Genomic DNA, 12,093 nt, shown 5'->3' on the forward strand with positions numbered 1-12,093 from the left:
ATCTATTTCTACGTTGTTAGAATATCCGCTATCAATGATTAATTGTATGAATTATAAGAAATAATTTATGCGTGGGAATCGATAGTGAAAATCATTACTAACACCATGGAAATAATTTGCGTGATACGTCACAAATAATCAAATGCAATCTTGTGGTGATTATTTGTGATTAATAGAGTGATGGCACCAACCGAACAGGGATTACCCCCTCGTGTTCTCATTTCTGGAGAGAGTTATGGAGATCCTCTACAACGTCTTTACCGTTTTTTTTAATCAGGTAATGACTAACGCCCCGCTTTTGCTGGGTATCGTGACGTGCCTGGGCTACATCCTTCTGCGCAAAAGCGTCAGCGTCATCATCAAAGGCACAATCAAAACCATCATCGGTTTCATGCTGTTGCAGGCGGGTTCAGGCATTCTGACCAGCACGTTTAAGCCTGTGGTTGCGAAGATGTCGGAGGTGTATGGCATCAACGGCGCCATCTCTGACACCTACGCGTCGATGATGGCCACCATTGACCGCATGGGAGATGCCTACAGTTGGGTGGGGTACGCGGTACTGCTCGCGCTGGCGTTGAACATCATTTACGTTCTGCTGCGCCGCATTACCGGCATCCGCACCATCATGCTGACTGGCCACATTATGTTCCAGCAGGCCGGGCTGATTGCGGTGTCTCTCTATATCTTCGGCTACCCCATGTGGACCACGATTATCTGCACCGCCGTGCTGGTATCGCTCTACTGGGGTATCACCTCCAACATGATGTACAAGCCGACGCAGGAGGTCACCGACGGCTGCGGTTTCTCCATCGGCCATCAGCAGCAATTCGCCGCCTGGCTCGCTTACAAGGTCGCACCGTACCTGGGTAAAAAAGAGGACAGCGTAGAAGATCTCAAGCTGCCGGGCTGGCTGAATATCTTCCACGACAACATCGTCTCAACCGCCATTGTGATGACCATCTTCTTCGGCGCCATTCTGCTCTCCTTCGGGATTGATGTGGTGCAGGCGATGGCGGGGAAAACGCACTGGACGGTTTATATCCTGCAGACCGGTTTCTCCTTCGCGGTAGCCATTTTCATCATTACCCAGGGCGTCCGTATGTTTGTTGCCGAACTGTCTGAAGCCTTTAATGGGATCTCCCAACGCCTGATTCCTGGTGCGGTGCTGGCCATTGACTGTGCGGCTATCTACAGCTTTGCGCCAAACGCGGTGGTCTGGGGCTTCATGTGGGGCACCATCGGCCAGTTGATTGCGGTAGGCATTCTGGTCGGCTGCGGCTCATCCATTCTGATTATTCCTGGCTTTATCCCAATGTTCTTCTCCAACGCCACCATTGGCGTCTTTGCTAACCACTTTGGCGGCTGGCGCGCGGCGCTCAAGATCTGTCTGGTGATGGGCATGGTGGAGATCTTCGGTTGCGTGTGGGCGGTCAAGCTCACCGGTATGAGCGCCTGGATGGGCATGGCGGACTGGTCAATCCTGGCACCGCCAATGATGCAGGGCTTTGCGTCCGTCGGGCTGGTCTTTATGGCCGTCATCATCCTGATTGCTCTGGCTTATATGTTCTTCGCTGGCCGTTCTCTGCGAGCTGAAGAAGATGCGGAAAAACAAACAGCAGAAGTTTCTGCTCACTAAGGAGTTTCGATTATGACCGTACGTATCCTGGCTGTGTGTGGCAATGGGCAAGGTAGCTCCATGATCATGAAGATGAAAGTGGACCAGTTTTTAACCCAGTCAAACATTGACCACACGGTGAACAGCTGCGCGGTGGGTGAATACAAAAGTGAACTGAACGGCGCCGATATCATCATCGCGTCTACCCATATCGCCGGTGAAATTAGCGTTTCTGGCAACAAATATGTCGTGGGGGTACGCAACATGCTCTCCCCTGCGGATTTCGGCCCAAAACTGCTGGAAGTGATCAAAGCGCACTTCCCCCAGGACGTGAAGTAAGGACGCCACATGAAACTACGTGATTCGCTGGCAGAGAATAACTCCATCCTTTTACAGGCTGAGGCCAGCACCTGGCAGGAGGCGGTCAAGCTGAGTGTGGATCTGCTGGTTAAGGCTGACGTTGTCGAGCCGCGGTATTACCAGGCCATTCTTGATGGTGTGGCGCAGCATGGTCCTTATTTTGTCATCGCGCCAGGCCTTGCAATGCCGCACGGTCGCCCGGAAGAGGGCGTGAAGAAAACCGGCTTCGCGCTGGTAACGCTGAAAACGCCTTTGGTGTTTAACCATGAAGATAACGACCCGGTCGACATCCTGATCACCATGGCGGCCGTCGATGCCAATACCCATCAGGAGGTTGGCATCATGCAGATCGTTAACCTGTTTGATGACGAAGCGAATTTTGATCGTTTACGCGCCTGCCGCACCGAGCAGGAAGTGCTGGATTTAATTGATAACGCCACAGCGGCGGCAGTTTAAGAAGGAATTGAAAATGTCATTACCAATGTTGCAGGTTGCGCTGGATAACCAGACTCTGTCCGATGCGTATGAAACCACCCGCTTGATTGCGGAAGAGGTGGATATTATCGAAGTTGGCACCATTCTGTGCGTAGGCGAAGGCGTGCGCGCCGTTCGCGATCTGAAAGCGCTCTACCCGCATAAAATCGTGCTGGCCGATGCCAAGATTGCCGATGCAGGCAAAATTCTCTCCCGCATGTGTTTTGAAGCCAATGCCGACTGGGTCACTGTGATCTGCTGTGCAGATATCAACACCGCGAAAGGCGCGCTGGATGTGGCGAAAGAGTTCAACGGCGATGTGCAGATTGAACTGACCGGTTTCTGGACCTGGGAACAGGCCCAGGCGTGGCGCGATGCTGGCATTCAGCAGGTCGTTTATCACCGCAGCCGTGATGCGCAGGCCGCCGGCGTGGCGTGGGGAGACGCGGATATCAGCGCCATTAAACGTCTTGCTGACATGGGCTTTAAAGTGACCGTTACCGGTGGCCTGGCACTGGAAGATCTGCCGCTGTTTAAAGGTATCCCTATTCACGTCTTTATCGCGGGTCGCAGCATTCGTGATGCCGCGTCTCCGGTGGAAGCGGCACGTCAGTTCAAACGTTCAATCGCTCAGCTTTGGGGCTAAGGAGCGGGTATGTTGTCTAAACAGGTCCCGCTTGGCATCTATGAAAAGGCACTCCCCGCGGGGGAGTGCTGGCTGGAGCGGCTGAAACTGGCGAAACAGTTGGGCTTCGATTTTGTCGAAATGTCCGTGGATGAGACCGATGAACGTCTTTCTCGCCTCGACTGGAGCCAGGAGCAGCGTCTGGCGCTGGTGAGTGCGGTCGCCGAAACGGGCGTACGCGTGCCGTCTATGTGCCTCAGTGCCCACCGCCGTTTTCCGCTTGGCAGTGAAGATGATACGGTGCGCGCGCAGGGGCTGGAGATCATGCGTAAAGCCATTCGTTTTGCGCAGGATGTCGGTATTCGCGTGATACAGCTTGCCGGGTATGACGTTTACTATCAGGAAGCCAATGACGAAACGCGTCGTCGTTTTCGTGATGGCCTGAAAGAGAGCGTTGAAATGGCTAGCCGCGCGCAGGTGACGCTGGCGATGGAGATCATGGACTATCCGTTAATGAACTCGATCAGCAAGGCGCTGGGCTACGCGCATTACCTGAACAATCCGTGGTTCCAGCTCTATCCTGATATCGGCAACCTGTCGGCGTGGGATAACGACGTACAAATGGAACTGCTGGCGGGGATGGGCCATATCGTCGCGGTTCATGTCAAAGATACACGTCCTGGGGTATTCAAAAACGTTCCGTTCGGCACCGGGGTGGTGGATTTCGAACGGTGCTTCCAGACGCTCAAACAGGCGGGGTATTGCGGACCTTACCTGATTGAGATGTGGAGCGAAACGTCAGATGACCCGGCAGGTGAAGTGGCTAACGCTCGCGACTGGGTACGGGAACGTATGGCACGGGCCGGCTTACTGGAGGCTGAATATGCTTAAGCTTAAGCAGCAGGTCTTTGACGCTAATATGGATCTCCCGCGCTATGGGCTGGTGACCTTCACCTGGGGAAACGTCAGTGCTATCGACCGAGAGCAGGGACTCGTGGTGATTAAGCCCAGCGGCGTGGCATATGACGCTATGAGCCCTGACGATATGGTGGTGGTTGATCTTGAGGGTAACGTTGTCGACGGCAAATGGCGCCCTTCTTCAGATACAGCCACCCATCTGGCGCTCTACCGGCGTTACCCTTCTCTGGGCGGCGTAGTGCATACGCACTCTACGCATGCCACAGCCTGGGCACAGGCGGGGCGGGCCATTCCGGCTCTGGGAACCACGCATGCGGACTACTTCTTTGGTGACATTCCGTGCACGCGGGCACTCACGCAGACCGAAGTGGAAGGCGAGTACGAGCTCAACACCGGCAACGTCATTATCGAAACGCTGGGTGAGAGCGAACCGCTGCATACGCCGGGCATTGTGGTCTATCAGCACGGTCCGTTCGCCTGGGGAAAAGATGCGCATGACGCTGTCCATAACGCGGTAGTCATGGAGGAGGTGGCACGCATGGCGTGGATTGCTCGCGGCATCAACCCACAGCTTCAGGGCATTGATGATTACCTGATGAACAAGCATTTCATGCGCAAGCACGGTCCAAACGCCTATTACGGGCAGAAGTGAATAAGTGCTCTGGAATACCGAAAACAGTTGTAACCGGTGGTATTTCAGAGCCATTCATAAAAAAATCCCCCGGGCAGGGGGCAAGTAAAACGATGGCTATATTCTTTTTGTTGGCTTTCCTGGTGCTAGCGTCAAAGCGTTATCGGTAAATATCTGCACTGGCGTGCATGTTGCCGTTGCTGCCGGGCTCACGCATCAGAATAACGTGGTAGTAATTTGCCCCCTGAGCATCGGTTTCTTTATTAAGCGCCTGATCTGCTTCGCTCTCTGTGGCGAAATGGTGATTGATGTAAATAACGCCTAAGCTCTGCACATCATCCATGTTTCTGGCCTGTCGGCTGTCTATCTTGATGGCTGCCATCGCGTTTGCACTGAGCAAAAGCGCAGCCATTACGGCAATTGCGATTTTTTTCATGATATGCGCTCCACGACTGCGTGCTGTGAGACGGTTGTTTGCTCCCCTCCGGTATTTATATGGTCTCTGATTAAAGTGTAATCACTTATCCGGCGAGGATGCGTGACCATTTCTGATGCAGTTGTTCAAAAAAACAACGCTTCCTGATGTGGTTAATTTTAAATCACCCACTTAGACCAGCTTTGCGGTTTGTGCGAATTATTTGTGCAATCAGCTTGAGTTTCCTGGGGGGCGCAAGTATTATGACGCGTCAATTTTTCAGCCGACCTTTAACACGTTCCTTGCCTCCCCGGGCCTCGGCTGACCCAGACAGGAGGCTGAATAATCCGTAAGGAGCAATTCGATGCGTCATTACGAAATCGTTTTTATGGTCCATCCTGACCAGAGCGAACAGGTTCCGGGTATGATCGAGCGTTACTCTGCTGCCATCACTGGTGCAGAAGGTACGATCCACCGTCTGGAAGACTGGGGCCGCCGTCAGCTGGCTTACCCGATCAACAAACTGCACAAAGCACACTACGTTCTGATGAACGTTGAAGCTCCGCAGGAAGTGATCGATGAGCTGGAAACTACCTTCCGCTTCAACGATGCCGTTATCCGCAGCATGGTTATGCGTACCAAACACGCAGTTACCGAAGCATCTCCGATGGTTAAAGCGAAAGACGAGCGCCGTGAGCGTCGCGATGATTTCGCAAACGAAACCGCAGATGATTCTGATGCTGGGGATTCTGAAGAGTAATTTCTGATGACCAACCGTCTGGCGTTGTCCGGCATCGTATGCAGGGCTCCCCTTCGAAAGGTCAGTCCATCAGGAATTCCGCATTGCCAGTTCGTGCTTGAGCATCGTTCTGTGCAAGAGGAAGCCGGGTTTCACCGGCAGGCGTGGTGCCAAATGCCCGTTATCATTAGCGGACACGAAAACCAGGCCATTACTCACAGTTTAACGGTCGGTAGTGCAGTAATCGTTCAGGGGTTCATCTCTTGCCACAAGGCAAAGAACGGTCTGAGCAAAATGGTTCTGCATGCCGAGCAGATTGATTTGATAGATTCTGGAGACTAGCCATATGGCACGTTATTTCCGTCGTCGCAAGTTCTGCCGTTTCACCGCGGAAGGCGTTCAAGAGATCGACTATAAAGATATCGCAACGCTGAAAAACTACATCACCGAAAGCGGTAAGATTGTCCCAAGCCGTATCACCGGTACTCGTGCAAAATACCAGCGTCAGCTGGCTCGCGCTATCAAACGCGCTCGCTACCTGTCTCTGCTGCCGTACACTGATCGTCATCAGTAATCGGGCACGGTCCATTAATACGACTTTAAGAGGATAAGGTAATGCAAGTTATTCTGCTTGATAAAGTAGCAAACCTGGGCAGCCTGGGTGATCAGGTAAACGTTAAAGCGGGCTACGCTCGTAACTTCCTGGTTCCACAGGGCAAAGCTGTTCCTGCTACCAAGAAAAACGTAGAGTTTTTCGAAGCACGTCGTGCTGAACTGGAAGCCAAACTGGCTGACGTTCTGGCGGCTGCTAACGCTCGCGCTGAAGCAATCAACGCACTGGGCACTGTTACCATCGCTTCCAAAGCTGGCGACGAAGGTAAACTGTTCGGTTCCATCGGTACCCGCGATATCGCTGATGCAGTTTCTGCAGCAGGCGTTAAAGTGGCTAAGAGCGAAGTTCGTCTGCCGAACGGCGTTCTGCGTACCACTGGTGAGCACGAAGTTGACTTCCAGGTTCACAGCGAAGTGTTCGCTAAACTGGTTGTTAACGTTGTAGCTGAGTAATTTTTTACTCTGCTCGCGTCGAAGCGCCGGCCTTGTGCCGGCGTTTTGCTTTTTAAAGCCTGACGAACCTCTCTTTTAGCTTGTATGGTCGCGATTCCTGACGCATTCTCTGATAATAAAATGAAACGCAATTTTATCTTTGAGATTTGCCATGGAAACCGCTCTGTCTACGCCTGTCTTTGCCCGTCGCAATGTGGCCTACGCCTGCGCCACACTCTGCTGTCTGCTCTGGGGTAGCTCTTACCCGGCCATTAAAAGTGGCTATGAACTCTTTCAGATCGCAACCGATGATATTCCGTCAAAAGTCGTCTTTGCCGGATACCGTTTTCTGTTTGCCGGAGCACTGCTGCTGCTGTTTGCGCTGGCACAGCGTAAACCCATCGCCAGGCTCACGCCCACGCAGTTTGGCCAGCTTACGATCCTGGGACTGACGCAGACCACCATTCAGTACACCTTCTTTTATATCGGGCTGGCATACACCACGGGCGTTAATGGCTCGATCATGAACGCCACCGGCACCTTCTTCAGCGTACTGCTGGCGCATTTTATCTACCACAACGACAAGCTCAGCTATAACAAAACGCTGGGCTGTATTCTGGGGTTTGCCGGGGTGATGCTGGTGAATTTCCACAGTGGTATTCGTGATTTCCGCTTTGTCTGGAATGGTGACGGGTTTGTGGTGCTGGCGGCGTTCATCCTCTCCGCCGCCACGCTTTACGGCAAACGGATTTCCCAGACGGTTGATCCCACGGTGATGACCGGCTGGCAGCTGGGCATTGGTGGTCTTGCGCTGGTGGCAGGGGGATATGCAACGGGCGGGACGCTGGAGGTGCATAGCCTTACCGCGGTGGCGGTATTAGGGTATCTGACGTTGCTCTCATCCGTCGCCTTCGCCCTGTGGAGCGCGCTGCTGAAAGTGAACCGCGTCAGTATGATTGCCCCGTTCAACTTTGTGATTCCCGTCGCCGGGACGGTACTGTCCGCTATTTTCCTCGGCGAAAACATCCTTGAGATTAAATACGCGATTGCGCTGGTGCTGGTCTGCTCGGGGATCTGGTGGGTGAATAAACGGAGTGCCTGAGAACAAAAGTGCCGGGTGGCGGCTTCGCCTTACCCGGCCTACGCCATTACCGTGCTCTGATAAAACTGCCGTCTGGCTGGCGGGTAAACAGCACCTGTTGGCCATTACCCGTATCAATCGTTAGCCCGGTGACCACGCCGCTGGCATTCTGGCGGATCTGCACCATCTGGCCGTTCTGCAGGTTACTGAGCGGCTTACCCGCGCCTTCTACCTGGGCCATCGCATAGACATCGGTTGGCGGCAGGTTATGGTCGCGGAACAGCTGGGCAAGCGTTTTGCCCGCCTCCACGCGGTAGGAACGCCATTGCTGCTCAATGCCGGTTGGCTGCTGCGTCTGGGGTTCAGACGGGGCTGCGGCCTGCTCCTGCGGCTGTTCTTCCTGAATAGGCTCTGGCTCAACCGGTGCAACCTGTCCCGGATCGTTAGACGGCGTCACAAGCTGTGTCTGCATGGTTTGCGTGTCAGGCTGCGGGCGCGTTTGCGACTGAAGATCCAGTTGCGCATTGCGGGTGACCGGTGCGGTGTCGACATTATCGCCGCCAGAAGGGAGCAGGAAACCGACGATCATCAGCAGCGCGCCTATGATAATCCCTCTGCGATGCAGAGGAGGTAGCGGGTCCATAATGCGAAAATTGTCCGGCGCATGCCAGATTTTCGCCAGGGTAGGTTTCAGTTCAAATCGCCCGGGCATGGCTCTCCTCCTGCTCCGCGTCTTTTTTATCCTGTGCTCCGAAGTATAGTTTGCTAACTGCCTGAACGGCGTAGCAAACTCGACATCCGTGACATCCATTCGGGATTAATCCTGGTTACCTCTATTGTTTCTGTTTCGTCGCAGTTTGTCACCTTAACTTCAGACAAAGTTTTACCCATAAGGGCATGGCTGCTATGCTGCCCGCTACTTTAAATGTGATGGAAGGAAAACCCATGACCACCCCGACTTTTGACACTATCGAAGCGCAGGCAAGTTACGGTATCGGCTTGCAGGTAGGACAGCAACTGAGCGAATCCGGCCTGGAAGGTCTGTTACCAGAAGCGCTGGTGGCGGGTATCGCTGACGCGCTGGAAGGCAAACAGCCAGCCGTTCCGGTTGATGTTGTGCACCGTGCGCTGCGTGAAATCCACGAACGTGCTGACGCTGTGCGTCGCGCGCGCTTCGAAGAGATGGCGGCAGAAGGCGTGAAATATCTGGAAGAGAACCGTGAGCGTGAAGGCGTGAACAGCACCGAGTCTGGCCTGCAGTTCCGCGTGATCAACCAGGGCGACGGCGCTATCCCGGCACGCACTGACCACGTTCGCGTGCACTACACCGGTAAACTGATCGACGGTACCGTGTTCGACAGCTCTGTTGCACGCGGCGAACCGGCTGAATTCCCGGTTAACGGCGTTATCGCAGGCTGGATTGAGGCTCTGACCCTGATGCCAGTCGGCTCCAAATGGGAACTGACTATCCCACACAACCTGGCGTACGGTGAGCGTGGCGCTGGTGCGTCCATCCCACCATTCAGCACCCTGGTGTTTGAAGTCGAGCTGCTGGAAATCCTGTAATCGGCTTTTCTTATTTCCTCTCTCCGTCCGGGGAGAGGAAAATAGTGTTAAAACCTATAGTTACGACGGAATCAATATTTTATCTTGCAAACGAAACTGTTGCGTGTATTTTTGTGAGCTGTTTCGCGCTGTATGAGTGATATGACACTCACTTCCAACATATTATTAACATAATATCTAAATCATAGTATTCATCCCGCCGATTCTTACCTAATATCGATAAACCCTTACAAAGGGACCGTCATTTATTTGACGTTTTTAAAGGCCAGAAGAGCCTTAACAACACAGACAGGCATAAACAGGAAAATTACATGGTAGATCAGGTCAAAGTCGCCGCGACAGAAGAGGCGACGTCTGAACAGTCGCTACGGCGCAATCTCACAAACCGTCATATTCAGCTTATCGCCATCGGGGGTGCCATCGGTACCGGGCTGTTTATGGGCTCAGGCAAAACCATCAGTCTTGCCGGGCCGTCGATCATTTTCGTTTATATGATCATCGGTTTTATGCTCTTTTTTGTGATGCGTGCAATGGGTGAATTGCTGCTCTCCAACCTCGAATACAAATCTTTCAGCGATTTTGCTTCCGACCTGCTCGGTCCCTGGGCGGGTTATTTCACCGGCTGGACCTACTGGTTCTGCTGGGTCGTGACCGGCATGGCGGATGTCGTCGCCATTACTGCCTATGCGCAGTTCTGGTTCCCGGGGCTGTCGGACTGGGTCGCTTCGCTGGCGGTGATTGTTCTGCTGCTGAGCCTCAACCTCGCCACCGTTAAGATGTTCGGTGAGATGGAGTTCTGGTTCGCGATGATCAAGATTGTCGCTATTGTGGCGCTGATTGTGGTGGGCCTGGTAATGGTGCTGACGCACTTCCAGTCGCCAACCGGCGTACAGGCTTCGTTTACCCATCTGTGGAATGACGGCGGCTGGTTCCCGAAAGGCATCAGCGGCTTCTTTGCTGGCTTCCAGATTGCGGTATTTGCCTTTGTGGGGATTGAGCTTGTCGGAACCACCGCTGCGGAAACCAAAGACCCGGAAAAATCCCTGCCGCGTGCAATCAACTCCATTCCGGTTCGTATCATCATGTTCTACGTCTTCGCCTTGATCATTATTATGTCCGTAACGCCGTGGAGCTCGGTTGTGCCAAGCAAGAGCCCATTTGTTGAACTGTTCGTGCTGGTGGGACTGCCTGCAGCAGCGAGCCTGATTAACTTCGTGGTGCTGACATCTGCAGCGTCATCGGCGAACAGCGGTGTGTTCTCAACCAGCCGCATGCTGTTTGGCCTGGCGCAGGAAGGCGTTGCGCCGAGCGCGTTCGCGAAGCTCTCTAAGCGTGCTGTTCCGGCGAAAGGGCTGACGTTCTCCTGCATGTGCCTGTTAGGTGGGGTGGTTATGCTCTACGTGAACCCGAGCGTTATCGGTGCGTTCACCATGATCACCACCGTTTCGGCGATCCTGTTTATGTTCGTCTGGACGATCATCCTTTGTTCGTACCTGGTGTATCGTAAACAGCGTCCGCATCTGCATGAGAAATCGATCTATAAGATGCCGCTGGGCAAGCTGATGTGCTGGGTATGCATGGCGTTCTTCGCGTTCGTTCTGGTTCTGCTGACGCTGGAAGATGACACCCGTCAGGCGCTGATCGTCACGCCGCTGTGGTTCATCGCCCTGGGATTGGGCTGGCTGTTCATTGGTAAGAAACGAATGGCAGGCGTAAGGTAAAAGCAAAACGGCAACTTCGGTTGCCGTTTTTAGTTTTTGCACCCTCTTCCCGTGGGAGAGGGCCGGGGTGAGGGCATCAGGCTTCAGTGGCCTTTTTATTTACCCGCTAATGCACGCGGGAACAGAACGTTATTCTCAAGACTGATGTGTTCCATCAGGTCATCGATCATCTCGTTAATGCCGTTGTACATCGCTTTCCATGTGGTGCAGGCTTCTGGCGGCGGCGTGACGTTATTGGTCGTGTGTTTGATGACTTCCAGCAGTTCACCCGCGTCGTCATGTTCGCTTTCCATCACGCTAATTGGCCCCATCGCCTGGCTGCCCATTCCCTGTTTAATCATCGGGAAGAGGATCTGCTCTTCTTTCATCATGTGGCTGGTGAGTTCTTCATGCAGCATGGTCAGGTATTTCGCCAGGCCGCGCGGCACGGAAGGCTTGTCGGCATGAACGCGCTCCACTTTGGTGGCCTGCAGGATCAGCTCCGGCAGTTGTTCGCGGTGGCGATCGTGGTAACGCACGATAATGTGGTCGATGATTTCGGCAAGCGGGGCCGTGCGCCACTCTTTGTTGATGGGTTGCTCTGCCAGCAGAGCCAGCTCCGCTTCAATAACCTCTACATCCAGCTCTTTGCGCGAGGCCGCACGTGCCAGAGTTTGCTTACCGCCGCAGCAGTAATCCATGTCGTATTTACGAAACAGCGCAGAAGCGCGAGGGATGGAGAGCGCCAGCTCGCCGAGTGGTTGGTCGCGGAAGGCCATAGCAGTTACCTCATCATCAAGAATATAAGATGCATATTAAATGCATCTTTAAGGCGGCGCTATAACCCTTTAGAGGCAAGGGTGAAAATGAGATGTAAGTCACAAAAAATTAGCGTGTTTAACTCACTGAATGAATGCAGAAAATA

At 53.5% G+C, this 12,093-nt stretch carries 16 protein-coding genes; 13 read left to right on the forward strand and 3 right to left on the reverse strand.

From position 1 onward, the window contains the following. Window positions 1–235: 235 nt before the first annotated feature. From ulaA to ECL_RS02845, 6 genes are read left to right on the forward strand one after another with little or no spacing between them, the layout of a single operon-like run. The gene (gene ulaA, locus ECL_RS02820; RefSeq protein ID WP_013095302.1) at window positions 236–1,636 is read left to right on the forward strand and encodes a PTS ascorbate transporter subunit IIC; all 1,401 of its coding nucleotides are present in this window, start codon (window positions 236–238) and stop codon (window positions 1,634–1,636) included. Window positions 1,637–1,648: 12 nt separating this feature from the next. Further along, window positions 1,649–1,954 (forward strand): PTS ascorbate transporter subunit IIB, encoded by a 306-nt coding sequence (gene ulaB, locus ECL_RS02825; RefSeq protein WP_004109091.1) that lies wholly within the window; start codon window positions 1,649–1,651, stop codon window positions 1,952–1,954. 9 nt (window positions 1,955–1,963) lie between these two features. Further along, window positions 1,964–2,431, forward strand: a complete 468-nt coding sequence (gene ulaC / locus ECL_RS02830; protein ID WP_013095304.1) for a PTS ascorbate transporter subunit IIA — start codon at window positions 1,964–1,966, stop codon at window positions 2,429–2,431. A 13-nt stretch (window positions 2,432–2,444) separates the two neighbouring features. Continuing rightward, window positions 2,445–3,095: a 3-keto-L-gulonate-6-phosphate decarboxylase UlaD gene (ulaD, locus tag ECL_RS02835; RefSeq protein ID WP_013095305.1), complete on the forward strand. Its 651-nt coding sequence runs from the start codon at window positions 2,445–2,447 to the stop codon at window positions 3,093–3,095. A 9-nt stretch (window positions 3,096–3,104) separates the two neighbouring features. Next, window positions 3,105–3,965 carry an L-ribulose-5-phosphate 3-epimerase gene (locus ECL_RS02840; RefSeq protein WP_013095306.1) on the forward strand — a complete coding sequence of 287 codons (861 nt, stop codon included), beginning with the start codon at window positions 3,105–3,107 and terminating at the stop codon, window positions 3,963–3,965. Continuing rightward, window positions 3,958–4,644, forward strand: a complete 687-nt coding sequence (locus tag ECL_RS02845; protein ID WP_013095307.1) for an L-ribulose-5-phosphate 4-epimerase — start codon at window positions 3,958–3,960, stop codon at window positions 4,642–4,644. The genes ECL_RS02840 and ECL_RS02845 overlap by 8 nt, the downstream gene beginning before the upstream one ends. Before the next feature lie 139 nt (window positions 4,645–4,783). Here the strand turns inward: ECL_RS02845 and yjfY are convergent, their stop codons facing one another. Then, window positions 4,784–5,059 (reverse strand): DUF1471 family protein YjfY, encoded by a 276-nt coding sequence (gene yjfY, locus ECL_RS02850; protein ID WP_013095308.1) that lies wholly within the window; start codon window positions 5,057–5,059, stop codon window positions 4,784–4,786. A 343-nt stretch (window positions 5,060–5,402) separates the two neighbouring features. On the opposite strand from yjfY, the gene rpsF reads away from it, so the two are divergent. The 5 genes from rpsF to ECL_RS02875 all read left to right on the forward strand — a co-directional run bounded on the left by rpsF (window position 5,403) and on the right by ECL_RS02875 (window position 7,923). Continuing rightward, a complete protein-coding gene (gene rpsF, locus ECL_RS02855) occupies window positions 5,403–5,798 on the forward strand; it encodes a 30S ribosomal protein S6 (protein ID WP_003856034.1) in 396 nt (131 codons plus the stop codon). A gap of 6 nt (window positions 5,799–5,804) precedes the next feature. Next, on the forward strand, window positions 5,805–6,119 hold the full coding sequence (gene priB / locus ECL_RS02860; protein ID WP_008502895.1) for a primosomal replication protein N: 315 nt from the start codon (window positions 5,805–5,807) through the stop codon (window positions 6,117–6,119). 4 nt (window positions 6,120–6,123) lie between these two features. Next, window positions 6,124–6,351, forward strand: coding sequence for a 30S ribosomal protein S18 (rpsR, locus tag ECL_RS02865; RefSeq protein ID WP_000135199.1), 228 nt, complete (start codon window positions 6,124–6,126; stop codon window positions 6,349–6,351). A gap of 41 nt (window positions 6,352–6,392) precedes the next feature. After that, window positions 6,393–6,842 carry a 50S ribosomal protein L9 gene (rplI, locus tag ECL_RS02870; protein ID WP_008502894.1) on the forward strand — a complete coding sequence of 150 codons (450 nt, stop codon included), beginning with the start codon at window positions 6,393–6,395 and terminating at the stop codon, window positions 6,840–6,842. Between the two features lie 151 nt (window positions 6,843–6,993). Next, the gene (locus ECL_RS02875) at window positions 6,994–7,923 is read left to right on the forward strand and encodes a DMT family transporter (RefSeq protein ID WP_013095309.1); all 930 of its coding nucleotides are present in this window, start codon (window positions 6,994–6,996) and stop codon (window positions 7,921–7,923) included. 46 nt (window positions 7,924–7,969) lie between these two features. Here the strand turns inward: ECL_RS02875 and ECL_RS02880 are convergent, their stop codons facing one another. Further along, window positions 7,970–8,614, reverse strand: a complete 645-nt coding sequence (locus ECL_RS02880) for an OapA family protein (protein ID WP_013095310.1) — start codon at window positions 8,612–8,614, stop codon at window positions 7,970–7,972. Window positions 8,615–8,847: 233 nt separating this feature from the next. On the opposite strand from ECL_RS02880, the gene fklB reads away from it, so the two are divergent. After that, window positions 8,848–9,468, forward strand: a complete 621-nt coding sequence (gene fklB / locus ECL_RS02885; RefSeq protein ID WP_008502892.1) for a BamJ family beta-barrel-assembly machinery protein — start codon at window positions 8,848–8,850, stop codon at window positions 9,466–9,468. A gap of 311 nt (window positions 9,469–9,779) precedes the next feature. Next, on the forward strand, window positions 9,780–11,189 hold the full coding sequence (cycA, locus tag ECL_RS02890) for a D-serine/D-alanine/glycine transporter (protein ID WP_013095311.1): 1,410 nt from the start codon (window positions 9,780–9,782) through the stop codon (window positions 11,187–11,189). Window positions 11,190–11,284: 95 nt separating this feature from the next. Here cycA and ytfE read toward each other — a convergent pair whose 3' ends face one another. Then, the gene (gene ytfE, locus ECL_RS02895; RefSeq protein WP_013095312.1) at window positions 11,285–11,947 is read right to left on the reverse strand and encodes an iron-sulfur cluster repair protein YtfE; all 663 of its coding nucleotides are present in this window, start codon (window positions 11,945–11,947) and stop codon (window positions 11,285–11,287) included. Window positions 11,948–12,093 lie beyond the last annotated feature (146 nt).

Origin of the sequence: Enterobacter cloacae subsp. cloacae ATCC 13047 (assembly GCF_000025565.1) — a bacterium.
Lineage (GTDB): Bacteria > Pseudomonadota > Gammaproteobacteria > Enterobacterales > Enterobacteriaceae > Enterobacter > Enterobacter cloacae.